22 protein-coding genes are annotated in these 26,182 nt (G+C 62.6%); 12 read left to right on the top strand and 10 right to left on the bottom strand.

The window, feature by feature from the left end; genetic code table 11:
• Nucleotides 1-139: 139 nt before the first annotated feature.
• From AC4BCN_RS24545 to phaP, 3 genes are all read right to left on the bottom strand, one after another.
• Nucleotides 140-1,948, bottom strand: coding sequence for an ABC transporter ATP-binding protein (locus AC4BCN_RS24545; protein ID WP_490491965.1), 1,809 nt, complete (start codon nucleotides 1,946-1,948; stop codon nucleotides 140-142).
• The gene (locus tag AC4BCN_RS24540) at nucleotides 1,938-3,689 is read right to left on the bottom strand and encodes an ABC transporter ATP-binding protein (RefSeq protein WP_490491964.1); all 1,752 of its coding nucleotides are present in this window, start codon (nucleotides 3,687-3,689) and stop codon (nucleotides 1,938-1,940) included. The genes AC4BCN_RS24545 and AC4BCN_RS24540 overlap by 11 nt, the downstream gene beginning before the upstream one ends.
• Nucleotides 3,690-3,854: 165 nt before the next feature.
• Nucleotides 3,855-4,718 carry a TIGR01841 family phasin gene (gene phaP / locus AC4BCN_RS24535; protein ID WP_490491963.1) on the bottom strand — a complete coding sequence of 288 codons (864 nt, stop codon included), beginning with the start codon at nucleotides 4,716-4,718 and terminating at the stop codon, nucleotides 3,855-3,857.
• Nucleotides 4,719-5,098: 380 nt separating this feature from the next.
• On the opposite strand from phaP, the gene AC4BCN_RS24530 reads away from it, so the two are divergent.
• From AC4BCN_RS24530 to AC4BCN_RS24515, 4 genes are read left to right on the top strand one after another with little or no spacing between them, the layout of a single operon-like run.
• On the top strand, nucleotides 5,099-6,373 hold the full coding sequence (locus tag AC4BCN_RS24530) for an amidohydrolase family protein (protein WP_490491962.1): 1,275 nt from the start codon (nucleotides 5,099-5,101) through the stop codon (nucleotides 6,371-6,373).
• A gap of 36 nt (nucleotides 6,374-6,409) precedes the next feature.
• Nucleotides 6,410-6,928, top strand: coding sequence for a GNAT family N-acetyltransferase (locus tag AC4BCN_RS24525; protein WP_490491961.1), 519 nt, complete (start codon nucleotides 6,410-6,412; stop codon nucleotides 6,926-6,928).
• Nucleotides 6,925-7,449 (top strand): GNAT family N-acetyltransferase, encoded by a 525-nt coding sequence (locus AC4BCN_RS24520; RefSeq protein WP_070301383.1) that lies wholly within the window; start codon nucleotides 6,925-6,927, stop codon nucleotides 7,447-7,449. Before AC4BCN_RS24525 ends, AC4BCN_RS24520 begins: the two co-directional genes overlap by 4 nt.
• 53 nt (nucleotides 7,450-7,502) lie before the next feature.
• Entirely contained in the window at nucleotides 7,503-8,423 is a 921-nt protein-coding gene (locus AC4BCN_RS24515) for an Eco29kI family restriction endonuclease (RefSeq protein WP_338679592.1), read from the top strand.
• 86 nt (nucleotides 8,424-8,509) lie between these two features.
• Here AC4BCN_RS24515 and AC4BCN_RS24510 read toward each other — a convergent pair whose 3' ends face one another.
• A complete protein-coding gene (locus AC4BCN_RS24510; protein ID WP_338679591.1) occupies nucleotides 8,510-9,736 on the bottom strand; it encodes a DNA cytosine methyltransferase in 1,227 nt (408 codons plus the stop codon).
• Between the two features lie 349 nt (nucleotides 9,737-10,085).
• Between AC4BCN_RS24510 and AC4BCN_RS24505 the strand changes: the two genes are divergently transcribed.
• Nucleotides 10,086-10,523, top strand: a complete 438-nt coding sequence (locus AC4BCN_RS24505) for a very short patch repair endonuclease (RefSeq protein WP_338679590.1) — start codon at nucleotides 10,086-10,088, stop codon at nucleotides 10,521-10,523.
• 189 nt (nucleotides 10,524-10,712) lie between these two features.
• On the opposite strand, the gene AC4BCN_RS24500 is transcribed toward AC4BCN_RS24505, so the two are convergent.
• From AC4BCN_RS24500 to AC4BCN_RS24475, 6 genes are all read right to left on the bottom strand, one after another.
• Nucleotides 10,713-11,960 carry an ROK family transcriptional regulator gene (locus tag AC4BCN_RS24500; protein WP_490491960.1) on the bottom strand — a complete coding sequence of 416 codons (1,248 nt, stop codon included), beginning with the start codon at nucleotides 11,958-11,960 and terminating at the stop codon, nucleotides 10,713-10,715.
• 102 nt (nucleotides 11,961-12,062) lie between these two features.
• Nucleotides 12,063-14,690, bottom strand: coding sequence for a GH32 C-terminal domain-containing protein (locus AC4BCN_RS24495; RefSeq protein ID WP_490491959.1), 2,628 nt, complete (start codon nucleotides 14,688-14,690; stop codon nucleotides 12,063-12,065).
• Nucleotides 14,691-14,733: 43 nt separating this feature from the next.
• Nucleotides 14,734-15,189 carry an RbsD/FucU family protein gene (locus tag AC4BCN_RS24490; protein WP_490491958.1) on the bottom strand — a complete coding sequence of 152 codons (456 nt, stop codon included), beginning with the start codon at nucleotides 15,187-15,189 and terminating at the stop codon, nucleotides 14,734-14,736.
• Nucleotides 15,182-15,979: an ATP-binding cassette domain-containing protein gene (locus tag AC4BCN_RS24485; RefSeq protein WP_490491957.1), complete on the bottom strand. Its 798-nt coding sequence runs from the start codon at nucleotides 15,977-15,979 to the stop codon at nucleotides 15,182-15,184. Before AC4BCN_RS24485 ends, AC4BCN_RS24490 begins: the two co-directional genes overlap by 8 nt.
• A complete protein-coding gene (locus AC4BCN_RS24480) occupies nucleotides 15,979-16,938 on the bottom strand; it encodes an ABC transporter permease (RefSeq protein ID WP_490491956.1) in 960 nt (319 codons plus the stop codon). The genes AC4BCN_RS24485 and AC4BCN_RS24480 overlap by 1 nt, the downstream gene beginning before the upstream one ends.
• 96 nt (nucleotides 16,939-17,034) lie before the next feature.
• On the bottom strand, nucleotides 17,035-18,027 hold the full coding sequence (locus AC4BCN_RS24475; protein ID WP_338679586.1) for a sugar ABC transporter substrate-binding protein: 993 nt from the start codon (nucleotides 18,025-18,027) through the stop codon (nucleotides 17,035-17,037).
• 293 nt (nucleotides 18,028-18,320) lie between these two features.
• Here AC4BCN_RS24475 and AC4BCN_RS24470 point away from each other — a divergent pair, with 293 nt between their 5' ends.
• The 7 genes from AC4BCN_RS24470 (at nucleotide 18,321) to xylB (ending at nucleotide 26,021) form a co-directional block, all read left to right on the top strand.
• Entirely contained in the window at nucleotides 18,321-19,592 is a 1,272-nt protein-coding gene (locus tag AC4BCN_RS24470; RefSeq protein WP_072455567.1) for an ABC transporter substrate-binding protein, read from the top strand.
• A 130-nt stretch (nucleotides 19,593-19,722) separates the two neighbouring features.
• A complete protein-coding gene (locus AC4BCN_RS24465) occupies nucleotides 19,723-20,613 on the top strand; it encodes a carbohydrate ABC transporter permease (RefSeq protein ID WP_083292505.1) in 891 nt (296 codons plus the stop codon).
• Entirely contained in the window at nucleotides 20,601-21,428 is an 828-nt protein-coding gene (locus AC4BCN_RS24460) for a carbohydrate ABC transporter permease (RefSeq protein ID WP_338679584.1), read from the top strand. Before AC4BCN_RS24465 ends, AC4BCN_RS24460 begins: the two co-directional genes overlap by 13 nt.
• Before the next feature lie 11 nt (nucleotides 21,429-21,439).
• Complete coding sequence (locus AC4BCN_RS24455) at nucleotides 21,440-22,480, top strand: NAD(P)-dependent alcohol dehydrogenase (RefSeq protein ID WP_490491955.1); 1,041 nt, start codon at nucleotides 21,440-21,442, stop codon at nucleotides 22,478-22,480.
• Nucleotides 22,481-22,484: 4 nt separating this feature from the next.
• On the top strand, nucleotides 22,485-23,609 hold the full coding sequence (locus tag AC4BCN_RS24450; RefSeq protein WP_128142093.1) for an ABC transporter ATP-binding protein: 1,125 nt from the start codon (nucleotides 22,485-22,487) through the stop codon (nucleotides 23,607-23,609).
• A 34-nt stretch (nucleotides 23,610-23,643) separates the two neighbouring features.
• Complete coding sequence (locus AC4BCN_RS24445; protein WP_034747313.1) at nucleotides 23,644-24,534, top strand: AraC family transcriptional regulator; 891 nt, start codon at nucleotides 23,644-23,646, stop codon at nucleotides 24,532-24,534.
• Between the two features lie 17 nt (nucleotides 24,535-24,551).
• On the top strand, nucleotides 24,552-26,021 hold the full coding sequence (xylB, locus tag AC4BCN_RS24440) for a xylulokinase (protein WP_490491954.1): 1,470 nt from the start codon (nucleotides 24,552-24,554) through the stop codon (nucleotides 26,019-26,021).
• Nucleotides 26,022-26,182: the final 161 nt, after the last annotated feature.

The following is a 26,182-nucleotide window of genomic DNA, read 5'->3' as shown; positions in this document are numbered from 1 at the left end:
GTCTCTGTCTGCCTGCCAACGTCCCGCTCCCGCAATGACCACCTGTCTGTAACAGATTATATTCTGTTGCAATCAAGAAAGATCATGCGGGACGCAGAAATTTGCGAAAGTGCACACGGCCGGCATTGACAAGGCGCTACTACTGCGCCAGCTGCTGCAGCAGGTACAGGCGCTGGTACAGGCCGCCTTCGATCTGCATCAGGGCGTCGTGCGGCCCCGCTTCCGTGATGCGGCCGTGATTGAGCACGATGATACGGTCGGCCTCGCGGATGGTCGACAGGCGGTGGGCGATGGCGATGATGGTGACCTTGCCGCGCAACTCGTTGAGGGCCAGCTGCACGATCTGCTCCGTCTGGCTATCGATGCGCGATGTCGCTTCGTCGAGCAGCAAGATGCGCGGCTGGCCGGCCAGCGCGCGGGCAATGGCGATCAGCTGCTTCTGCCCCGACGACAGGCGCGAGCCGCCTTCGCCCAGCGGCGTGTCGTAGCCGTGTTCCAGCGCCGCGATGAAGTCGTGCGCATGCGCGGCGCGCGCGGCCGTCTCGATCTGCGCCTGCGTGTAGCCGCGGCCCATGTCGATGTTTTCACGCGCCGAGGCGGCCAGCAGGAACGGGTCTTGCGGCACCAGGCCCACATCGGCGCGGAAATGCTCGTTGTCGATGCTGTCGAGGGCGACGCCATTGATGGCGATGCTGCCCTGCGTGACGGGGTAAAAGCGCAGCAGCAGCGACAGCAGGGTCGACTTGCCGCTGCCCGTGTGGCCAACGATGCCAAAAAACGCACCTTGCGGTATCGTCAGCGACAGCTCGTGCAGCACGGGCTGGTTTTCCACGTAGGCGAAGGTCAGCTTCCTGATGTCGACGGCGGGCAGCTCGCTGCCCGTTTGCGCATGCCGCAGGGCCGGTGTTTCCCTTCCCTGCGCGTGCTCGAGCGCCTGTGCTTCGTCGAGCAGGGCCGACACGCGCGCCGTGGCCACCACCGACTGCTGCAGCTGGCTGAACTGCATGGTGATCTGGATCAGCGGCTCGATCACGCGCGCGATGTAGCTGATGAACGCATACAGCACGCCCACTTCCACGGCGCCCATCTCACGCCGGCCGAAGCTGAAGATGACGACGGCCAGCAGCACGATGTTGAGCATGTCGAGCGCGGGGCGCAGCAGCCAGGCGTTGGCGCGCAATTCCTGCATGCGCGCCGTGTAGTGGTCCTGGTTGATGCCCGTGAAGCGCGCGCCGAAGCGCTTTTCCGCGTTATTCGCCTGCAGCACGCTCATGCCGCCGATCGATTCGGCGATCTGGCCGTTGATCTCGCTGCGCAGGGCGCGCGCCCGCGTGACGGCCGGTGCGCTCCAGCGCTGGTACAGGAAGACGATGACCAGCACGGCCGGCAGCAGGGCCAGCACGATCAGCATCAATCGCCAGTCGAGGAAAGCCATGGCGGCCATGGTGCCGATCAGCACGATGGAGCTGTCGAGGATGACGAACAGCACCTGCACGTACAGCGATTTCACGGCTTCCGTGTCGTTGGTGACCCGGCTGACCAATTGGCCCGTGATGGCGCGGTCGAAAAAACTCATCGGCAGGCGCAGCACGTGCTGGTAGACGGTTTCGCGCAGGCGCTGCACCGAGCGCATGGCCAGGCCGGACAGGCGCACCAGCTGCAGATAGCGCAGGCCGGACGCGACCCAGCCCGTCAGCAGGCAGCCGCCCAGCAGCAATGACATGCGCGTCCAGTCGAGGTGGCGCGGCAGCAGGTGCTGGTCGATCAGGGCCTTGCCCAGGATCGGCCCCGTCACTTCGAGGGCGGCGGCGATGATCAGCCAGAACGTGGCCCAATACAAATGGCGCAGGTCGGGCGCGGCGGCGCGGCGCAGCAGACCGATCGCTTGCGCGGCCTGGCGGCGCACGGATTGGGTGGCTGTATCTGTTTGGTCTGTCTTAGATGGCATCGAGGCTGGCCTCCAGTTGTTGATAGCGCCACTGGCTGGCATACCAGCCGTCGCGCTGCATCAGCGCGTCGTGGTTGCCCGTTTCCGTGACATGGCCATCGCGCAGCACCAGGATCAGGTCCGCGTTGACGACGGCGCTCAGGCGGTGGCTGGCGATGATGGCGCTGCGCTCGGGGCGGCGCGCGCGCAGTTCTTCCAGGTGCTGCAGGATGCGCGTTTCCGTGCCCGTGTCGACGGCGGACAGCGCATCATCCAATAGCAGCAAGCCGTTGTCGGCCAGCAGGGCGCGTGCAATCGCCACACGCTGGCGCTGGCCGCCGGACAGGGTGATGCCCTTTTCGCCCACGTGCGTCTGATAGCCATCGGGGAATTGCAGGATATCGTCGTGGATGTCGGCCAGCTGCGCCGCCCGTTCCACTTCCTCGCGCGTGGCGCCGGGACGGGCGAGGGCGATATTGTCGGCGATGGTGGCGGAGAACAGGAACGACTCCTGCGGCACCCAGCTGATGGCAGCGCGCAGCGCGTGCAGGGTGTAGGCGTCGAGCGGCTGGCCGTTCCACGTGGCTGTGACCGATTGCGGCGTCACCTGGCGCAGCAGCACGCGCAGCAGGGTCGACTTGCCGCTGCCCGTCGGGCCCACCAAGCCCAGGGTCTGGCCCGGCAGCAGGCGCAGCGAAATGCCGGACAGGGCCGGCGCCGTCTGGCCCGCGTAGGCAAAGCCGACGTCCTGCAATTGCAGGGGGCCTGGCGTCAGGGTGGCGATGGTGCCGTGGTCGTCGATGGCCAGCGGCGCATCGAGCATCGGCTGCAAGCGCTGCCAGGCGGCGCGGCCCCGTTCGATCAGCGAGAGCACCCAGCCGGCGGCGAACATGGGCCAGATCAGCTGGCCCAAGTACATGGAAAAGCTCGTCAGCGCGCCGATGGTCAGCTGGTCTTGCCACACGAGGTAGCCGCCCAGGCCCAGGGTCAGCGCCGTGGCGGCCGTCAGGGTCAGGCCGACGGCCGGTTCGTACGCCGCTTCCCAGCGCTGCGCCGTCAGGCTGGCGTTGGCTGCATGGCCGGCCAGGGTGGAAAACTGCTTGCTGCTGCGCTCTTCCAGGCCCAGCGCGCGCAAGGTGCGCACGCCCGACAGCGATTCCTGCACATGGTCGTTCAGCGCGGAAAAGCGCTTTAAGGAATCCGTCGACGCCGTGTGGATATGGCTCGAGATGCGCCAGAAGGCCAGTCCCATCAGCGGGAAGGGCAGGAGGGCGATGCAGGCCAGGCGCCAGTCCACGCCCAGCAGCATGATGCCGAGCACCATCAGCAGGGTCAGGGTGCCGTCGAAGCCGGCCAGCATGGCTTCGCCGGCGGCCATTTCGATGGCGTCGATGTCGTTCGTTGCCAGCGCCATCAGGTCGCCCGTGCGCTGGTTCTGGTAAAACGACGCGCCCTGCTGCGACATGCGCGTGTAGAAGCGCGTGCGCAGCATCACGCCCAGCTGGTAGGCGGCCTTGAACAGGGTGATGCGCCAGCCCACGCGCAGGAAGTAGATGACGACGCCGACGGCGAGCAGGGTCAGCAGCTCAAGCCACAGTTCGGCCGCCGTCATGCGGTGCGCGGCCAGCGCGTCGATGATGGCGCCCACGCGGCGCGGGATCCAGACGGTCAGTGTTGCCACGCCTGTCAGCATGACGGCAGCGGCGGCATACGCCGGCCAATGCTGACGCACGAAGCCGGCGATGAGCCTCGATAAACTCATGGTTACCTTTTGTTTTTAGTAATGGGGTGTCGCGGGGCGGAAGGGCGGGCACGCGGACGGAAAGTACGCGTAGGATACAACAAGGTGGAAAAGCGCGCTGTGGACGGGCACGCAAAAAACGGGCCGTAGCCCGTTGTTTTGCTGCGTCAGTGCTGTGCGCGAGGCTTACTTGCGGCCGCTGCCTTTAGCGCCACCCAGCATGTCGAGCTGTTTCGATGGCGTACCTTTGGGCGCTGCCTTGGCTGCCGGCTTGGCGGCTGGGGCAGGGGCGTGCTTGACGGCGGCCTTGGCTACGGTCTTGCCGGCGGCGCTGGCTGGCTTGGCGGCCGGTTTGCTCGAAGGAAATGGTTTTGCGGCAGGCTTGGCCGGTGCCGGCGCGGCGGCTTTCGCTGGTGCAGGTGCAGGTGCAGGTGCGGGTTTGGCCGCTTGCGGCTTGGCTGCCGGTTTGGCCGCCGGCTTGGCTTCCACCGCTTTCACGGCTGGCTTGTCGGCGACCTTCTCGGCAACCTTGGCAGGCGCTGCTTCTGGTTTGGCTGCCGGCGCGGCGGCAGGCTTGGCTGCTTCGGCAGGCCTGGCGGCAACGGGCGCAGGTGCGGCTGCTGGCGCTGGCGATGGTGCAGGTACAGCGGCAGGCGCAGGTACAGCTGCCAGCGCAGGCTTGGCTGCGGCAGGAGCGGGTGCGGCGACAGGCGCGGCTTCGTCGAGGCGGGCCTTGGCCGAGGCCAGCAATTCCGCCTGGGTGCTCGAGGCGATGCCGAACAGCTGGCGGCTGTAGGCCAGCACGCTCTCGATGTTCGGTTGCGCCTGGCTGGTGCTGTAGCTGAAGAAGTCGCGCGGGTCCTGCGTTACCAGCAGGTGCTGGGCCGTCTCCGCCGTTTGCGAGATGGCGGCCTTGCCGGCGTTCAGGTTCAGCGCGATAATTTTTTCGGCGCTTTCAAAGACTTTGCTGGTGAGGGTGCTGAAGATTTGCAGCTGGCTTTCCAGTTGCGACTTGGCGGCGCTGGAAAATTGTTCAGGAAGCGGAAACATATTTACTCCTTTGTACGGATTAAAATGCTGGCAAAACGCTCTGCAAAATCCCGAAAACCAGAGTTGGCCGCGTTTTGTAAAGTAAGTAGCGTGCTAAACAGCTGATCATAGGCTTTTTATGATGCAACGCAATATGAATATTCTAGCGGTGATTCGAGTTAGTTGAAAGCTATTTTCTCAAGGGCGTCTGCCCCGCGCATGCTTGATTCATGCGTCTGGCAGCATCTGCCACAAGTTTGCGCGTGCGCAAAGCGTTGTCAGGGAATCTATGGCTACGCTTTTGCCAGTGACTATATTCATGCACCGCAGCATCCTTGAAAAGCCAAGATGCCAATGCACTTGAAGCGCCAGGTACCGTAGTCAACCGAAGGAGTGTCCGCATGGACCTTGTCATCCGCAATGCCAGCCTGCCCGACGGGCGCCGCGCCATCGATATCGCCATCGAGGGCGGCCGCATCGCCGCCGTCGGCGCCGCCTTGCCCGTGACGGGCGCGCAAGAGATCGACGCCGAGGGCGACCTCGTCACGCCGCCGTTCGTCGATGCCCACTTCCACATGGACGCCACGCTCAGCTATGGCTTGCCGCGCGTAAACGCCTCCGGCACCCTGCTCGAAGGCATCGCCCTGTGGGGCGAGCTGAAGCCGCAATTGACGCAGCAGGCGCTGGTGGACCGCGCCCTGCAGTATTGCGACTGGGCCGTGGCGCGCGGCTTGCTGGCCATCCGCTCGCACGTCGATATCTGCGATCCGCGCCTGCTGGCCGTCGAAGCGCTGCTCGACGTCAAGCGGCAGGTGGCGCCGTATCTCGATTTGCAGCTGGTGGCGTTCCCGCAGGACGGCATCCTGCGCAGTCCCGGCGCCTTCGACAATCTGAAGCGCGCGATCGCCATGGGCGTCGACGTGGTGGGCGGCATCCCGCATTTCGAGCGCACCATGGCGGACGGCGCGGAATCCGTGCGCCTGCTGTGCGAATTCGCCTGCGAACGTGGGCTGATGGTCGACATGCATTGCGACGAGTCGGACGACCCGCTGTCGCGCCACATCGAAACCCTGGCCTTCCACAGCCAGCGCCTTGGCATGCAGGGCAGGGTGACGGGATCGCACCTGACGTCCATGCATTCGATGGACAATTATTATGTGAGCAAACTGCTGCCCCTGATCCGCGAGGCAGGCGTGGCGGCCATCGCCAATCCCCTCATCAACATCACCTTGCAGGCGCGCCACGATACGTATCCGAAGCGGCGCGGCATGACGCGTGTGCCCGAGATGCTGGCCGCCGGCATCCCCGTCGCCTTTGGCCACGACTGCGTGATGGACCCGTGGTACAGCCTCGGCTCGGGCGACATGCTGGAAGTGGCGCACATGGGGCTGCACGTGGCGCAGATGACGGGCCAGCAAGCGATGCACGACTGCTTCCTGGCCGTGACGGAAACGCCGGCGCGCATCCTGGGCCTCGATGGCTACGGCATTGCGCCCGGCTGCCATGCGGATTTGCTGATCCTCGATTGCGGCAGTACCGTGGAAGCGCTGCGCCTGCGCGCGGCGCGGCGCCTGGTGCTGCGGCGCGGGAAAATCGTCAGCGAAGCACCGCGCGCGCAATCGCGCCTGCACTTGCCGGGGCGGCCGGACAGCGTGAACTTCCGCCTGGGCCGCTGATACAATCAGCCATCACTTGTTATCAGGAGCATCGACTTGAAAGAAATTGATATCCGCCCGGCCAGCGAAGCCGATTTCGACGCCATGTGGCCGATCTTCCAGACCCTGGTGGCCGGCGGCGACACGTATCCCTTCCCCGTCGATACGACGCGCGAAGCGTGCCACGCCTACTGGTTCGGCCCCGGCGTACAAAGCTTTGTCGCCACCATGGGCACGGAGCGCCTGCTGGGCATGTACAAGCTGGTGGCGAACCAGCCTGGCCATGGATCGCACGTGGCCAATGCCTCGTTCATGGTCGACCCGGCCGCGCAGGGCGTGGGCGTGGGGCGCCTGCTGGGCGTGCACTGCATGGAAGAAGCGCGCCGCGCGGGCTACCTGGCGATGCAGTTCAACTTCGTCGTCAGCACCAACCTGGCCGCCGTCACCCTGTGGAAAAAACTGGGCTTCACGGTCGTCGCCACCTTGCCGCTGGCCTATCGCCACGCGCAGCTCGGCTATGTCGACGCCTACGTGATGTACCAGCTGCTGACCGATCCGATGCAGTGGCCGGCATGAGCGGCGCCGTCACCGTGATCGAGACGCCCCGTCTGCGCCTGCGCACCGCCAGCGTCGATGACGCGGCGTTTTTCCTCGGGCTGGTGAACGAACCGACCTGGCTGGCCACCATCGGCGACCGTCAGATCCATACCGTGGACGCGGCGCGCGCGGCGCTGGAAACGGGCCCGATCGCGCAGCAGCAGGAACTCGGCTACTCTTTCTATATCGTCGAGCACCGCGCTGACAATGTGGCGATCGGCATGTGCGGCCTGATCAAGCGCGCCACCATGCCGGGCCCCGATATCGGCTACGCGCTGCTGCCCGCGTATTGCGGCCAGGGCCTGGCCTGGGAGGCTGCAGCTAGCGTGCTGCGCCATGCGCGCGACGTGCTGTGCCTGCCGGCTGTGTATGGCCTCGTGTCGCCGCAGAACCAGCCTTCGATCAACTTGATCAACAAGCTCGGTTTGCGCTTCGAACGCTTTTCGCGCCAGCCCATCGTCGGCAAGGACATCAATATCTATCGCAAGAGTTTTTCTTAGTCCTTGTGTTGTGTGAACGAAAATATCAAATACTGAAGAGAATAAGGAATTAGATGGCCACAAGTAAAAAAGCAGTTCTCCCTCTCGAAAGCATGCTTGCCGAGTTGCAAACTCTGGCCCACCGCATCAGCAATGCCGATGCGGGGAATGATGCAAGGAGTCTTAAGAAAATTCGTTTGGAGCTGGAAAAGGTGGTCTCGGAGATCAAGGCTACTACGGAGAAGCTGGATCCCGTCTGGCGGCCGGAGTCAATTTTCGATCCATCCGATCCCAACACCGCCGGCAGGGTAGTGGCTTTGACCATGGTCGCGCAGGAACGGCATTCGCTGGCGGCCATCCCTGACTTTTATGGCGCGGGTGTGTATGCGATCTATTATCGAGGTGATTTCCCGCCGTACCTGCCGCTCAAGGACATGGATCATCCCATTTATGTGGGAAAGGCCGACCCTGATCGGCAAGGCGCGAAGGATGCGGTGACACAAGGAACCAAGCTGTCGGCGCGACTTAATGAGCATGCCAAAAGTATTCGAAAAGCGACCACGACGCTGAAGATTGAAGATTTTGAATGTCGCTTTTTGATTGTGCAAAGTGGCTATCAAAAATCGGCTGAGGACTATTTGATCAATTTTTTCAAACCGATCTGGAACTCGGAAACAAAGATTTGCTTTGGTTTGGGAAAGCACGGCGACAGTTCTGATACGCGTGTCAATAAACGATCCCCTTGGGATACTATGCACCCAGGGCGTGAGTGGGCCGACAAAACTTTTGAAAACCAGAAATCACCCGAGACGATTAATGACCAGATTGCCGGCCACCTGACACGTCACTTGCCTTACACGGACGTTCATCAGATTTTCGAGCGCATCATGAGCGATATGCGTCAGATTAACCGAGAGCGTTTCTTTACCCCTGCAAAAGGGGGTGTTTTGTTCGATCAGGTCGCAGCGGAAGTCAGCACGCCTTCGGATAAGTAACGAAGATTTTGCCTGATTTTACTCTTCAAATTGACAGGAAAATCGCATGTTCTTCATGCCTTTTTCTGCACTGTCAAAAACCAATTTCACTCTCTTAACAACTCACATACCCCACGAGCCATCGCTGCCGCCAATTTGACAGGCACGGCATTGCCAAGCTGGCGCATGGTCTCGGACCATGTCCCTTCAAATATAAAGTTGTCAGGGAAAGTCTGAATGCGTGCTGATTCCCTTACCGTAAAGTACCTCACCGAACCGTCGTTGTGGCGTAGCATGTTTTCTCCGCCAGGAACGCCGTGATCACCGGCCTTGAGCGCTTTGGCAGGTTCATCAATTGGGCTGCCGGTATGCCCCGCATAAGCCCTCGCACCGGGTTGGAATCGGTGCGCTTGGAAGAGCGTCTTCGCGGAGGATAGTTCTGGATCGGGCAAATCGGAGATGGCATCTCTAACGGTTTGCCAGGCAAGCATGTTGGCGCCATGATCCGCATCCAGTATTTTCTGGATCTTTTTATCGATGCCATCAGGTCGTGGCGGGCGGTGTTTGGATGCGATGCGGTGACGTTCCCAGTAGCTTCCACTTGCCCATTTTGTCAGTATTAGCGCATCACTGCTATGCGTTTCTGCAGGGAAATCCCAAGGTTGATGCACATCGGCTCTGAATCCTACGAAGAAGATCCGCATACGCTTTTGAGGAACACCATAGTTCGCCGCATTGACCAGGCGATGATAAACATGATATTCGCTTGCCGCGCCATTGGCCTTGTGTTTTTGTAGTCTTGCCAAGTGTTCCGTCCATAGCTCTTTCGCTTTGGCTACTTGGGAAGGAAATTCGAGTTGCAGCAGGATATAGCTGAAGTAATCGGCGAACGCGGCACGTTTGAGTCCCTGCACATTTTCAAAGGTGAAAGCTCGTGGCCTTGCCTCTCGGACAGCCCGTACCGCTTGCGGAAACATATCTCGTTCATCAAGAAAACCACCGTGCTTGCCGCCCATGGAAAAAGGTTGGCACGGTGGTCCACCGGTGATCAGATCGATGTTGTCATGATTCGCGTAGTTGAAATTGCGCACATCCCCTTCCGTCACGTCGGGCCAATAGCTGACTGGCGCCACCCGATGAAGCTTGTTATTGCGTAGGGTGTTGCAGGCATGGCTGTTCCATTCGACGACCGCACGATGTTGAACATCATTGCTGGAGAACCCAAGCGCCAAGCCACCCGCGCCTGCGAATAGCTCAATTGACTCGATGAGGCGAGTGTTTGCCACCGGCATTTCTGGTGGGACTAAAAGGGCGGGCGTGTTATACATGGTCATTTGGAATGGCTGAAACGATGCTACTTTTGCGCGAAATTATGAGTCGGTATTGTTTATTTAAAGATAATATTTCGATTTTGCAACTAGCAACTTCGCCAGCAGGCTTAGTTGCGAATGACACATTCATTTTGGATATACTTGAGCAGTGCAGCAGTATAAAGCAATGAACCAGAGAGCAGCGAATCGATGAAAAATTGTTCTATTTCATTGCAGTTGATGCAATGTCAAATTAGTTGATTCATTTTACTGTGTTTTTATACAGTACTCAATGACTTGACTTGTTTCGTCTCAAATTACCCTTGAAAAGCACAAAAAATGACCTTAGGTTTGGGGTTTCATGGGGGGCGTCATGGTCGATACGCTAGACCAGCCGTCGCGTAGCAGAGTGATGGCGAGGGTTAAAGGAAAAAATACCGGTCCCGAGCTGCTGGTTCGAAAAATGGTTTTTGCCGCAGGATATCGCTATCGGATTCACGTCAAAGACCTTCCTGGTTCGCCGGATTTGATATTTCCAGGCAAGAGGAAGGTCATCTTCGTGCACGGGTGTTTTTGGCATCGGCATGATGGATGTAAGTCGGCGCGCATGCCCAAGTCGCGTATCGATTTTTGGAGCGCGAAACTCAACGGCAATAAGCTGCGCGATACGCGAACATTCGATGCCTTGCGTCGGTCGGGATGGCAGGTCATGGTGGTATGGGAGTGCGAACTTCGCGACCTTGAAGGAGTGGCGAAAGCAATACAAATTTTCCTCGATGCACCTCTTAGCTCTTCACCGAATGCTACGTAAGTGATCCACCAACCCCAACCTTCTCCGTTGATCTTGTCAGCGGCTTGCTGTTGGCGTTGAAGTTGACGGCTCGCGAGCCGGACCAGCTTGTTTAGGTGGTTCTGTCGTATTGGCGCTCGTCGGCAGGCCGATCAGGTAAAGCGAGGTGTTCAAGATCAAGAGCGGCTGGGGAACAACGCGACAGAACCTTTACTTGAGGAACAGGTCGCGGTCCGGCGCGAAATGCGCGTACAGCGGCAGGAAGGCGCCGCCAACGGCGCGCGCGTCGGAGCCGACGGTGCCGCCGAGCACCTGCGGCCGGGCGATGCCCTCCCAGCTATAGCATTCCAGCGCGCGCTCGACCTGGACCAGCAATTGTTCGAGCAGGCCGCGGTCGAAGGAACCGTCGATAATCACCCCCTCCAGGTCGAGCAGGCAGGTGGCGCTGGTGATGCTCAGCGCGATGGCCCGCGCCGCGTCGTCGAGCCAGGCCACGGTGTGCGTGACGAACGGTTCCTGCAGCGCGCGCCCGTCGTGGGCGGCGGCCGGGTCCAGCCCGGCCAGGGTGTACAACTGCTCGAGGTTGAACAGGGAAGCGTCGCCCAGCAGCTGGCCCGGCGGATGCCTGGCGCCGGCCGTGGCCATGCCGAGCGGCAAGGAGCCGACCGCGCCGGCGTTGCCGTGCAGGCCGCTGTGCAAATGGCTGTTGATGACCAGGCCGCCACCGATGAAGATGTCGACGAAGATGTACAGGAAGTTCTTGATGCTGCGCCCGCGCCCGAGCACCAGCTCGGCGACGCAGGCGGCGGCCGTGTCCTTGGCGAACTCGACCGGCAACGCCGTCATCGCCTGTACGCGCTGGCCGATGTCGATGCTGTCCCACGCGTTGGCCTGCTCCGGCGCCATCTCGAGCAGATTCTGCCAGCCGCCCAGGCCCAGTGGCGCGGCGATGCCGACGCCGCACAGGCGCGGCAGCAACTTCGGTCCCAGCAGCACGGCCATGCTTTTCAGCGCCGACTCGATCTGGCCGAATACGGTGTCGGGGACGGGAAACGAATAGGGGAACGACAGGCGCTCGCGCGTCTTGCCGACGAAATCGACCAGCAACACGTCGAGGCTGCGCCGGCCGATCTTGATGCCGATCGAGAAGGCGCCGTCCGGATTGAGCATGATCGGCACCGACGGCTGGCCGACCTTGCCGCGCACCGGTGCGCGCTTGCTGACCAGGCCTTCCTCGAGCAGGCGGTTGATGATCAGGGAAATCGTTTGCGTGCTCAGATTGGTCAGCCGGGCCAGGTCGGCCTTCGGCATGCTGCCGTGCAAGCGCACGGCCTGCAGCACCACCCGCTCGTTGAACTGGCTCATGCCCATCTGGTTCGAGCCGCGCGGCTGCAGCCATTGAACATCGTCGATGGCTGCTTGCGGCGCGCACGCCTCTTCGGTAAAGCTGTCTGACATGGCGGGGCGGGTCCGGTTTCTACAGGCGTAAAGAAGGACATTTTATTACATATCCACCGCCCCGCCAGTGAAGCTCCAGATGGCTGGAGCTCCCGTGCAGCTTTAGCGCTTGGCCCAGATCGACTTCAAAGGCCAGATGGTCAGCTCTTTCAATGTTGCCGCGCCGCCCACGGCGAACAGCGCGACACCGTTGCTGGACGGTTGCGGGAAGATCTGGTCGGTCAACACCACCTCGTTGCCCGCAAATACCATTACCGACGAGGTATCGACCACGATGCGCAGGTCCACTGTGCCGGTGCGCAGGGGCAGCGGGGCGGTATGGCGGGCGGCAAAGCTGGCGTTGAAACTGGCGTCGCCCGATTTGCTGCGGTCGATGTAGACCTCGCCCGCCACCGCGTCATAGCCGATGACGGTTTCTTCGCCATTCGTGCCAGTGCGCACCTTCAGGCCAAAACCGCTGGCACTGCCCGGCTGGAATTTGGCCACGATGTCCAGGGCCTGGCCCGGGGCGGGGGCGATAGCTAGCGCTTGCACGCCGGCGGCCACGGAACGGTCCTGGGCGCTGTACAGCGCTTTGCTGCGCAGTGTGCTGAAGTTGTCCACCGGCTGCTGCACCAGCCGCACCTGGCCGGCTATGGTGCGCAGCGTGAATTCCCGGGCGAAGGTCTGCGCGCTGCGCCATGGCGTGGTGGGCGTGTTGCCAGCGTAGTCCCAGTTGCTCATCCAGCCCAGGCCGATGCGCTTGCCATCGGGTATGCCGTTCCAGGTCACGGCGGCATAAAAGTCGGCGCCGTAGTCGAGCCAGTTGGCTTCTTCTTTGGCGCTGTCCGAAAAGACGATATGGTCGACCAGGATATGGCCCCAGCCGCCGGTGTTGTTGTCCACCACCTGGATCTGCGCGCTCTTGCCACGGTAGGCGTCCACGTTCCAGCTGCGCCAGTTCAGGGTTTCGGCATTGGCGCCGGTTGCGCTCTTCACCACTTGGCCGTTCACCAGCAGGTTGACCGTCGTTTCGTCGCTGACGGGCTTGGCAGGCTGGTCCGATGCCTCGAACACGTCGGCAACGATGTGTCCCCAGGCACCGTCGTTGTCGTCGATGATGACGATCTGGGCCTGCTGTCCGGCGAACTCGCGTACGTCCCAGTTTGTCCAGTTCAGTTCAGAGTCCGCCCCGGTGGCGCTGCGCACGACCTTGCCGTTGACCTTGAGCACCACCGCCGTGGGATTGGGGCTGCTGTAGGGATGGTTGCCTCCTCCGATGAGGAAGTTGATATAGTCCCTGGAGATGGTAAAGGTGGGCGACGTCAGGCTGCCCTTGGACACGTCACCGGCCCCGAAGAAGGAATTGAACACACCCGCGCCCAGCTTGCCGGCTGCCGCCTGGCGGTCGGCGTCGCTTCCGGCGGCAACCTTTTGCCCCACCACGTCGCCGGCGGGTGTCCAGCCCAGGTCGGCGTAGGTGGCATTGGCCGGGCCTTCAAAACCGGCGCCCGGGAACAGCAAGGTTCCCGCAGGCACCGTGCCGTCGCCGGCACCGGCCAGGCGTGGATGGCGTCCGCCGCCGACCATCAGATTGATGTACTTGCTGGACACGGTAAAGGCGGGCGAGGTGAGCGTACCCACAGCGCCGTCATCCTTGCCCAGCCGGTAGGTGTCGAGCAGCTGGCTGCCCTGGTTGTCGGCCACGCCATGCGAGGGGACCACGGGCGTCTTGCCTGCAAAGTCGCCCGTCGATGCCCAGCCGGTGGCGTCGAAGCTGGCCGCTTCAAAGTCCTGGTAGACGGTGCCCGTGGGCGGCTTCTTGTCGATCACGCTGTTGGCGTCGGCCACAAAGCGCGTGCCGTCGAATTTCCCTACAAAATAATGCGCTCCGGAACCACCGGCCACCGAACCGGGGTTGATGTTGATGTTCATTACCCATTTGCGTTTGCTGGCGTCGCCATCGACCGGCAGCTCGAACAGGTCGGGACATTCCCAGATGCCACCGACCGCGTTGGCCGGGCCAAAGGCGCTCATGTAGGTCCAGTCGCGCAGGTTTTTGGACGAGAACAGCAGCGCCTGGTGCTTCTCCGAGGCCACGGCAACCATGACCCATTTTTGCTCCGGTGCATACCAGAAGACTTTTGGATCGCGGAAATTTTGTCCTTCGGTTTCAAACGGCGCCGGTGGCGCGGCAATCACCGGATTCGCGGCGTACTGGGTCCACGTGCGTCCCCGGTCCAGGCTGTAGGCGATGGACTGGGACTGGGTGTTGGGGGCAAGCACCTGGCCGTTGGCCAGCGTTTTTCCTTGCGGGTACACACTGGTATAGATGGCCACCATGGCAGGATTGCCGGCGCTGCCAAGGCCGCTGGTATTGTTGGTGTCCACCACCACGCTGCCGGAGAAGAACATTTGCGTGAGCTTGCCGCCAGCGTCTTTTTCGGCCGTCAGGGCGACGGGCAGCTCGTTCCAGTGCAGCAGGTCGGTGCTGACGGCGTGGCCCCAGGACATGTCGCCCCAGGTATTGCCGTTCGGGTTGTACTGGTAGAACAGGTGGTATTCGCCGTCGTGGTAGACCATTCCGTTGGGATCGTTCAGCCAGTTTTTGGCGGCGGTGTACGAGAGCTGGGGGCGGTAGGTTTCCAGGTGGCTGGACTGGGGCGGCCCGCTGGTGCTGTCGCTATCGCTGCCGCAGCCCACCAGCAGGGTGGCAAGGCAAGAGGCGAGAACAGGGAAGTGCTTTGACATGGTTGTCTCCTTTATTTTATGTTTTATGCCAGCTGCACGTTCCTCAGCCCGCCAGCGGATCGCTGATCACACCCTTCTTGAACAGGAAATTGGCGTACGGCTGCATTTCGCCCGTCTGTACGATGGCGTAGGCGCCCTTGACGCGTTCGTAGAAGGCGAAGCGCTCGACCGCTTCGCATTGCCCGGGCGTGGCGGCGCCGGTGGCGGCGATCTGATCGAGCATGGCGCGCTGCAGCGCCGACAGATAGCCGTCGGCGGTGTTGCATACCTTCATGAAGGCGACCGGCTGGTCGACCATGGCGTCGAGCGGAAACACCGACAGCAGCGCCGCGCTGGCGCGCTGCAGGTCGATGCCGGGCAGGCGCACCAGCGGCTTGCCCTGGCCCAGGGTCTGGCTGGTGAAGTTGGCGTCGACCAGCACGACTTCCTCGCCATGCCCCATTTCGCACAGGATCTTCAGCAATTCCGGGCTGAGCAGCGGATCGATTCCCTTAAGCATGGGCTTCCTCCGGAAAGTCTTCGGCGCTCTTCGCGCCCGTCATCACCGCCACGGTGTCGGACATGCTGATGTGCTTCGGGTTCAGGACGGCGACGCGCTTGCCCAGGCGTTGCACGTGGATGCGGTCGGCGATTTCGAACACGTGCGGCATGTTGTGGCTGATCAAAATCACCGGCAGGCCGCGCTCGCGCACATTGCGTATCAGTTCCAGTACCATATTGCCCTCCTTTACGCCGAGTGCGGCGGTTGGTTCATCGAGAATCACGACATGCCTGGCAAACGCCGTGCTGCGCGCCACGGCCACGCCCTGGCGCTGGCCGCCAGACAGGGTGCCGACGGCTTGCTTCATCGAACGGATGCCGATTTTCAAATCGCGCATATGGGCTTCCGCCTCGGCCAGCATCTGCTTCTTGTCGATGCAGCGCAGGAAGCGCGACAACATGCCCTTGCGCAGCAGTTCGCGGCCGAGAAACAGGTTCTCGGCGATCGTCATGGCCGGCGCCACGGCCAGGTCCTGGTACACCGTCTCGATGCCGTAGCGGCGGGCGTCGATCGGCGACTTCAGATGGATCGGCTTGCCGTCGAGCAGCATCTCGCCTTCGTCCGGGACGAGGGCGCCCGACAGCGCCTTGATCAGCGAGGACTTGCCGGCGCCGTTGTCGCCGATCACGGCGAGTATTTCTCCCGGTAACAAGTCAAAATCGGTGCCGTCGAGGGCGGTCACGCTGCCGTAGCGCTTGACCAGGCCGCGGGCCTGGAATACCGGTTGCACATGCGTCGTCATGCTCATCAACCTTTCTTGTGTGTCAGTTGATCGGTGGCCACGGCCAGGATGACCAGGATGCCCGTCACCAGGATCTGGTACACCGAGGACACGCCCATCAGGGTCAGGCCGTTGCGGAACACGCCGACGATCAGCACGCCGACGAGCGTGCCCATGATCGAGCCGCGCCCGCCGAACAGGCTGGTGCCGCCGAGCACGACGGCGGTGATGCTGTCGAGGTTGTCGGTCTGGCCGCCCTGCGGGTCGCCCACGCCCATGCGCGCCACCGACATCAGCGCGGCGATGCCGTAGCACATCCCGGCGATCATGTAGACGCCCAACAAGACTTTATTCGTGGCGATGCCGGTCAGGCGGGCCGCCTCCGGATTGTTGCCGACGGCGTAGAGGTGGCGGCCGGGCGCGGTCTCGCGCAGGTACAGCCAGGTCAGCACGTACATGCCCAGCATCAGCACGGTGCCGTAGGTAAAGGTGGCCTGGCCGAGCTGGAAGGTGTTGCCGAAAAATCCCATCGCTTCCGGCAGGCCGGTGACGGTCTGGGCCTGCGAGTACAGCTGCGTGACGGCGAAAGCAATGTTCATCGTGCCCAGCGTGACGATAAACGCCGGCAGCTTGACCGAGGTCACCAGCGCGCCGTTGATAAAGCCGATCAGCACGGTGACGGCGATGCCGCACCCGATCGCGAGATAGGGGGTCATGCCGAGGTCGACGGCAAATTTGGTCATGATGACCGAGCCCAGCGCCATGGCCATGCCGCAGGACAGGTCGATGCCGGCGGTCAGGATGATCAGGGTCTGGCCGATGGCGATGATGCCGACGACCATGACCTGCTGCAAAATCAGGGAAAAATTCTGGCTGCTGAGGAAGCGGTCGCTCTGCGACGCGAAGAAGACGCAGGCGGCGAGCAGGGCAATGACCGGGCCCAGTTTGGAGAGCGGCGGCAGAAATGTCGGGATGGTGGAACGCATCTGTTATCCATATTCAAGAGGGGAAAAAGGCGACGCGCAGGCGACAGCGCGCCGGCAAGGCAGATAGCCTTGCCGAACGTGGCCGCCTGCGTGGATTTATTTACCCCAGCAGGAGTTCAGGCCGAACGCCGTGTCGCGGCTCTCGACGCCCGCTTGCTGCTTGTCGCTGATCAGGGTGACGCCGGTATCGACGTAGCCGCTGGCCTTCTTCCCGTTCTTGGCGTACTCGACGCCGGCTTCGACGCCCAGGCCTGCCATGTTCAGCGGATACTGCTGCGAGGTCGCCGCGATGACGCCGGCCTTGACGTCGCGCACGCCGGCGCAGCCGCCGTCGACCGAAACGATCATCACGTTCTTTTCCTTGCCCAGGGCCTTGAGTGCCTTGTAGGCGCCGGCGGCGGCCGGCTCGTTGATGGTGTACACCAGATTGATGTCGGGATTTTTCTGCAGGCAGTTTTCCATCGCCGTCTGGCCCTTGCCCTGGTCGCCGAAACTGTCGGCCATGCACACCACGTCGGCGGTTTTCGCCGGCCCGACCGTCTTGGCGCTGATGCCCGGCGCGCCAAAGCCAGCCAGGAAACCGTTGTGGCGGGCTATGCCCACCGGATGGCCGGGGAACAAGTCCAGCATGGCGATCTTGACGGGCTTGCCGGCGAAGGCGGCTTTCGCATATTGGCCGATCAGCAAGCCAGCCTTGTAGTTGTCGGTGGCGAACAGCGCATCGGTGGCGTCCTGCGGCTCGGTCGGGCTGTCGAGGGCGATCACCAGCACGCCGGCCGCGCGCGCCTTCTTGATGGCGGGCACGATGGCTTTCGAATCGCTCGGGGTGATCATGATCGCCTTGGCACCGGCGGCCACCATGTTCTCGATCGCCGTCACCTGGCCGGCGTTGTCGCCGTCGGCGCGCCCGGCCGCCGTCAACAGCTTAGCGCCCTTCAGTTTCGCGCGTTGCTGCGCGCCTTCTTTCATCTTCACGAAGAAGGGGTTGGTATCGGTCTTGGTGATCAGGCCGACGATTGCTTCCTCGGCCATGGCGCCGCCGCCGGCTGCCGTCAGGACAGCCAGTGCGATGCATTGTTTGACGTTCATTGTGTTGTCTCCAGAATCTATTTATTTTTTACCGGGAGGCGATTGCCTCGGCCTGGGGGCGGCCGTCAATGCGGTGCCCGAGCCAAATATACGCCCGGCTAATTAATAAATCAAGCGGCTTTATATATTGTGTGTGGTAAAAAAGATCAGCCCATCGCGGCCGGCATGGAGGCCTTTTTGCTGAAAAATAGTATTTGAAAACTCGCCGCTTTTGCAGTGGTGGCAGATGGACTTTGTTTTTATAGTTGGCATACCGGTGGAAAACCGCCGGATTATAAAAATGGAGACGTGTTATGAAAATCATGACTGCTGTTGCATGGGGCACCCTCATGTCCGCCGGGTTTGCAGACGCCTCGGCGCAAAGCTGCTCGGTGCCCGTGATCAAGGTGCTGGCACAAAAAAGCCTGGGCTTGACGGTGATGGAAAAGACCCTCGCCGAGTATGAAAAGAAAAGCGGCACCAAGGTACAAATCAGCTATTTCGGCGAAAACGACCGCCGCTCGAAAGCCCGCCTCGACGCTTCCACCAAGGCCGGCTCCTACCAGATCTATTACATCGACGAAGCCAACGTGGCCGAATTCGCCACGGCCGGTTGGGTCGTCCCCCTGCTTAAATACCTGCCCAAGGACGCCGATTACGACGACTTCCTGCCGGGCCGCCGCGCCGTCGCCTCGTACAAGGGCGTAGCGTATTTCGCGCCCCTGATCGGCGGCAGCGACTTCCTGTTCTACCGCCGCGACCTGCTGGAAAAAGCCGGCATCGCCGTGCCGAAGACGCTCGATGAACTGGTCGCCGCCGTCAAGAAAATGAATAATCCGCCGAATGTGTATGGCTGGGCGGCGCGGGGCCAGCGCGGCTCGGGCATGAATGTGTGGCGCTGGGCGCCGTTTATGCTGGCCGCCGGCGGCAAGTGGGAAAACAATGGCGTGCCGGCCTTCAATTCGCCGCAGGCCGTCAAGGCCACCACCCTGTACCGCGAGCTGTTCAAGTATTCGCCGCCGGGCGGCGCCACCTACGACTGGAGCAATGCGCTCGAAGCGTTCAGGTCGGGCAAGGTGGCGTTCATGATCGAGTCGACGCCGTTTGCCGACTGGATGGAAGACCCGAAAAAATCCTCGGTGGTCGACAAGGTCGGCTATGTGCGCCCGCCAGCGCCGCTGCCATCGGCCGCGTATGGCCACGGCCTGGCCATCTCCGCCACCGGCGCGAAAGATGAATGCACGCGCCAGGCGGCCGGCAAGTTCATCGCCTTCGCCACGGGCAAGGAGCAGGAGCAGGCGCGCCTGAAGGACAACGTCTTCAGCGACTATAACCGCACCAGCACCATCAACAGCGACTACTTCCGCAAGCACGTCAAGCCGCAGATCCAGGCGGGCCTGACGGACACCACGCCCGTCTCGCGCGTCACCATCTGGCCCAGCCCCGAGTGGCCGGACATCGGCGACAACCTGGGCGTAGTTTTGGAGGAAGTGTTTACGGGCACGCGCGGCGACGTGCAAAGCGCGTTGGATGAGGCGAATGAGTATGCGACCGAGGTGGTTTCTCGGGCGAAGAAGCGCAAATAAGCCCCGGGGTCAGTCGCTTCGCGATCGGATTGCGCCCCACTGGTGCGCAATCCCCCGGCGGGTCTGACCCCAGCTCTTGCCTTGGGGCTAAAGCCAGCGCTTGCCCGTTCTCGTTTGAAAGCTGATTCCTATGCCACACTCCATCCATAAAAAACGCCACACCTGGCTGCCCGCCGTCTTTCTGACTCTGCCGCTGCTGGTCCTGCTGGTACTGGGCCTGGTGCCCAGTATCGCCGCCATCAACCTGGCCCTGCAAAACCGCGTGCTGCGCTACAGCGACAGCGATTACGTCGGCTTTGCCAATTTTCTCCGCCTGTTCGGCGACCGCCGCTTCCTCAATGCCGTGCAGGTATCGGCCATCTGGGAAGTGGTGACCGTGGCCGGTTCGCTGATCGTCGGCGTGCTGCTGGCCGTGTTCCTGTTCGAGAAGGTCAAGGGACGCACGCGTGACATCATCGCGCTGCTCTTGATCGTGCCCGTGCTGCTGCCGCGCGTGTCGGCCGCCTTCATCTGGAAGTTCATGTATTCGCCATTGATGGGCATCCTCAACTGGATGCTCGAATGCGTGGGGCTGGGCGGCACGGCCCTGCTGTCCGACCCCGCCACGGCCCTGTATGCGGTGGCGCTGGTCGACATCTGGCAGTGGGGCCTGTTCTTCGGCGCCGTGATCCTGAAACTGCTGGAAACCCTGCCCGGCGAACCGCTGGAAGCGGCGCGCCTCGACTACGCCAGCACGCTCCAGGTGTATGCGTATATCGCGCTGCCCATGCTGAAGGTGCCCATCATGAGCCTCGTGTTCATCAAGATGGTCGAGTCGCTGCGCTCGTTCGACCTGATCTACGTGATGACCAAGGGCGGCCCCGGCATCTCCACCGAAACCCTGGACATGTATGCGTATGCGCAAGGCATCGGCCTGATGGGCAAGGTGTCGTACGCATCGAGCATGGCCGTGCTGATGATGCTGGCCACGACAGTAATATTCACCCTGCTCTGGAAGCGAGTCGCCAAATGGGAAAACTGACTATCCGGCGCGGCGTGGACCATGCCGCCACCACTGCCATTACCACCGTGATTATCCTCGTGGCGCTGTTTCCCATCCTGTGGGCCGTGCTCAATTCCTTCAAGGAGCTGATGGACATCGTCACGCCCGTGCCGCGCTTTTTCTTCAGCCCGACACTGGCCAATTACAAGCAGGTGCTGGCCAGCCCGGAAGTGCTGACGGGGCTGGGCAACAGCGTGGCCATCGTCGGCGTCGCCGTGCTGCTGGGCGCCGTGCTGGGCGTGCCTGCCGCGTATGCGATCGCCCGCTATCCGATCCCGGCCAAGAAGGATATCCAGTTCTTCCTGCTGTCGTTGCGCTTTTTGCCGCCCGTGGCCGTCGCCATTCCCTTGATCTCGATCTGGATCGACCTGGGCCTGTACGACTCGCGTCTGTCGATGGTGGTGACGTATCTGCTGGTGACCCTGTCGACCATCATCTGGCTGTCGATTCCCGCGTTTGCCCGCATCCCGAAAGAGATCGAGGAAGCGGCCGCGCTCGATGGCTACGGCCCTTACCAGGTGTTCTGGTACGTGGCCCTGCCGGTGGCCTCGAAAACCCTGATGGGCGGCATCGTCTTCAGCTTCGTGCTGGTCTGGAATGAACTGATGATCGCGTTGGCGCTCACCTCGTCGAAAAGCATGACCCTGCCCGTGGTGGCATCGGCTTTTACCTCGATGGGCCAGGAAGTGCCGTGGGGCGTGGTGAACGCTTCCACCGTGCTGCTGGCGCTGCCGCCGCTGCTGTTCGTTGGCATCCTGGGACGGCTGCTCAACTCCATGCTCAAACATAAATAAGGAAATCCATCATGCAAGCACTCGTACTGGAACAAGCGCATTCCATCACCTTGCGCGACATCGACCTGCCGCTGGCCGTCGGCCCGCGCGACGTGAAAATCAGGATTCACACCGTGGGCATCTGCGGCAGCGACGTGCATTACTTCAAACATGGCAAGATCGGCCCCTTCGCCGTCGAAGCGCCGATGGTGCTCGGCCACGAGGCGTCCGGCGTGGTGGCCGAAGTGGGCGATGACGTGACGCACCTGAAGGTGGGCGACCGCGTCTGCATGGAGCCGGGCGTGCCGCAGTTCGATTCGCCGGCCACCATGCGCGGCCTGTACAACCTCGATCCCGCCGTGCGCTTCTGGGCCACGCCGCCCATCCACGGATGCCTCACGCCGTATGTCGTGCATCCGGCCGCCTTTACCTTCAAGCTGCCCGACAACGTCAGCTTCGGCGAAGGCGCCATCGTCGAACCGCTGGCCATCGGCCTGCAGGCGGCCAAGAAGGCGGCTATCAAGCCGGGCGACGTGGCCGTGGTGATCGGCGCCGGCACCATCGGCGCCATGAATGCGCTGGCCGCGCTGGCGGGCGGCTGCTCGCGCGTGATCCTGGCCGACCTGGTGCCGGAAAAACTGGCCCTGTTCGCCGGCAATCCCGCCGTGACCACGGTCGACGTGCGCCACGCCAGCCTGTTTGATACGGTGCGCGAACTGACGGACGGCTGGGGCGCCGACATCGTTTTCGAGGCCAGCGGCAGCATGCGCGCCTACGACAACATCGTCGACCTGCTGTGCCCGAACGGCTGCCTGGTGCTGGTCGGCATGCCGCCCGAAAATGTCCCTTTCGATATCGTCGCCATCCAGGCCAAGGAAGTGCGCATCGAATCCGTGTTCCGCTACGCGAACATCTTCCCGCGCGCGATCGCCTTGCTGGCTTCGGGCAAGATCGACGTCAAACCCTTCATTTCGCGCACCTTCGGCTTTGCCGACGGCGTGCGGGCGTTCGAGGAAGCGGCCCAGGGCCATCCGCGCGACGTCAAGATCCAGATCGAACTGGCAGGAGACTAACACCATGGCAAACATCACTTGCAGGCAGCTGCACAAGACGTATGACGAGAAGACGGCCGTGCTGCAGCCGTTCGACCTGGAAATCGATGACGGCGAATTCATCGTCCTGCTGGGGCCATCGGGCTGCGGCAAATCGACCTTGCTGCGCATGATCGCGGGCCTGGAAGACATCAGCGGCGGCGAGCTGCACATCGGCGGCGCCATCGTCAACGATTTGCCGCCGCGTGCGCGCAACGTGGCGATGGTGTTCCAGAACTACGCGCTGTATCCGCACATGACGGTGTACGACAACATCGCCTTCGGCCTGCGCCGCCTGAAGGTGCCGAACGACGAGATCGAGCGCCGCGTGCGCGAGGTGGCGGCCATTCTCAGCCTGGACAGCCTGTTGGAACGCAAGCCACGCGCCATGTCGGGCGGCCAGCAGCAGCGCACGGCCATTGCGCGCGCCATGATCAAGACGCCGCAAGTGTTCCTGTTCGACGAACCGCTGTCGAACCTGGACGCCAAGCTGCGCGCGCAGCTGCGCGCCGACATCAAGCGCCTGCACCGCCGCCTGCGCACCACCACCCTGTACGTCACGCACGACCAGCTCGAAGCCATGACCCTGGCCGACAGGGTGGTGCTGATGAAGGGCGGGCATATCGAGCAGATCGGCACGCCGGCGGAACTGTACAACCATCCGCGCACCCTGTTCGCGGCAGGGTTCATTGGCACCCCTGCCATGAACTTCATCGATGGCGTCGTCGAGAAGGATGGCTGGCAAACGGTGCTCGTGTGCGCCGGCTACCGCTGGCCATTGATATCGCCCCGCTTCACCGCGCTGGCCGAGGGCACGCGCGTGGTGTTCGGTTTGCGGCCGAATCACTTGCGCGCGGCGCTGCCGCAGGAGCAGGCAGGCACGCATGGCCTGGCGTGCGTGATCGACCTGGTCGAGCTGCTGGGCGCCGAAGCGCTGATCAGCTTCCAGTGCGGCGCCCTGACCTTGTCGGCGCTGCTGCCGGCGAACGCGGCCAACAGCGCGGCGCAGGTGGGCCAGACCCTGGCGCTGGCCTTCGATGAAGAGCACATGCACCTGTTCGACGCCGACAGCGGTCTGGCTTTGGCGCTCAATGCCCAGGTAAGTGGTTAGAATAGCTGGCAACGAGACCGCGTAAGGAACTGCCGTGACGCCTGACCTGGAACTGATCCACAAACCGATCCATGAATCGTTTCGCGCGTGGGCGCACGGCTTTCCGCACACGGTGGCGAAATGGCATTTTCATCCCGAGTACGAACTGCACTTCATCATCACGTCAAACGGCAAATTTTTCATCGGCGACCATATCGGCAGCTACGGGGCGGGCAATCTGATCCTGACGGGGCCGAACCTGCCGCACAACTGGGTCAGCGAACTGCCGGAAGGCGTGGTCTTGCCCGAGCGCGACCTGGTGCTGCAGTTTTCCGGCGACTTCATCGAACGCTGCGCGCTGCTGTTCCCGGAAATGGCGCCCCTGAAAGCCCTGCTGGGCGAGGCTGCCAGGGGCTTGCAATTTCCCGATGCGCTGGGCCTGCGCCTGGTGCCGCTGATGAAGGAATTGACGACGGCGCAGGGCTTGCGCCGGGTTGAACTGTTTACGCGCCTGTTCGGCGAGCTGTGCGAGTGCCGCGAGCGGCGGCCCCTGGCCAGCGTCACCTATCTGGCGCAGGCGGGCCGCTACATGTCGTCGACCATCAACCTGGTGCTGGCGTATATCAAGCAGAACATCACGCTCGATTTTTGCGAGCAGGACGTGGCTGACGTGGCGGAGATGAATACGCTCAAGTTCACGCGTTTCTTCCGCAAGCATACGGGCACCTCGTTCATCCAGTACGTGAACCAGGAGCGCATCGCGCTGGCCTGCGAGCTGCTGATGAATACGGACATGAAGGTCACCGATATCTGCTACCGCACGGGCTTCAACAACCTTTCCAATTTCAACCGCCAGTTTTTGGCGCACAAGCAGATGTCGCCGTCGAAATTCCGCTCCTGCCTGCTGATGAACATGCCCGATCCTTCCGGCGACGGCCATTCTTAACTTTATTCTGGAATCAAATGACTTATCTCGGTATCGATATCGGCACTTCCGAAGTCAAGGCCATCCTCACCGATGACGCGCAAACCATCGTTGCCAGCGCCGGCGTGACCCTGCGCGTGTCCAGCCCCCATCCCGGCTGGTCGGAACAGAATCCCGAAGACTGGTGGCACGCCACCCTGGACGTCATCGCCGCCATCCGCGCCGCCCAACCGGTGGCGTTTTCCGGCTTGCGCGGCATCGCCCTGTCGGGCCAGATGCATGGCGCCACCCTGCTCGACAAGCAGCAGCACGTGCTGCGCGCAGCCATCCTGTGGAACGACACGCGCGCCTTTGCCGAATGCGTGGAACTCGAGGCACTGGTGCCCGAGTCGCGCGCCATCACGGGCAACCAGGCCATGCCCGGCTTCACGGCGCCCAAGCTGCTGTGGCTGCAAAAGTACGAACCGTCGCTGTTCCGCGCCACGGCCAAGGTCTTGCTGCCCAAGGATTACGTGGCCCTGCGTCTGACGGGCGAGTACGTGTCCGACATGTCCGACGCTTCCGGCACCCTGTGGCTGGACGTGGCCAAACGCGACTGGTCGGAGCGCATGCTGGCGGCCACCGGTTTGACGCGCGAGCACATGCCGCGCCTGGTCGAAGGCAGCGCCGCCGCCGCGCAGGTGCGGCCATCGCTGTGCCAGGAATGGGGCATCGCGCACCCGGTGCTGCTGGCCGGCGGCGCGGGCGACAATGCGGCGGCGGCTGTCGGCCTGGGCGTGGTGGAGCCGGGCGCCGGCCTGCTGTCGCTGGGGACGTCCGGCGTGCTGTTTGCCGGCAGCGACGGCTTTGCACCGAATCCGGGCCAGGGCGTGCACGCGTTCTGCCACTGCCTGCCCGAGCGCTGGCACCAGATGAGCGTGATCCTCAGTGCCGCGTCCAGCCTCAGCTGGGTGGCGCGGCTGACGCAGTCGAGCGACATCGGCGAATTGGTCAGCCTGGCGGAAAACGTCGAGGCGCGCACGGCGCCCATCTTCCTGCCGTATTTGAGCGGCGAGCGCACGCCGCACAACGACGCTGCCGCGCGCGGCGTGTTCTTTGGCCTGTCGACGGAACACGGCCGTGCGGAACTGGCCTATAGCGCGATGGAAGGCGTGGCTTTTGCCATGGCCGACGGCAATGCGGCCTTGCGCAGCGCCGGCACGCATCTGGAAGAAGCATCGTTCGTCGGCGGCGGTTCGCGCAGCCGCTTCTGGGCCCAGCTGTGCGCGAATGCCTCGGGCTTGCAGGTGCTGCGCCACGACCACGGCGCGGCTGGCGGCACCATGGGCGCGGCGCGTCTGGCGCAGATGGCGGTGACGGGCTTGCCGCCCGCGCAGGTGTGCACGCGGCCAGCCGCGCAGGAGACAATCGCGCCGCAAGCGTCCGCCGTGCTGGACGAACGGCTGGCGCGCTACCGGCGTCTGTATCCGCTGCTGCGCGAGGAATTTGCCGGCGCGGCGGCGGTGTAGCGCTGAAGCGACCGGCAAGATTGCCGGCCTGACCATGCTGCGAGCGTGTCACTATGGCCAGGCAGTCAACCTTTCCTTGTAATTTGTTGTTTCTATGTTGAAAGTGTTTCTCTAACGAAAGCGTTGCTTGGTTTTTCATGGGGCGCGCCGCATGATTTCCC

The sequence above is a fragment of the Janthinobacterium sp. Bl 1 genome (genome assembly GCF_058215535.1).
The sequence above is the reverse complement of the archived record's forward strand: the minus strand, read 5'-3'. Positions and strand labels throughout refer to the sequence as shown.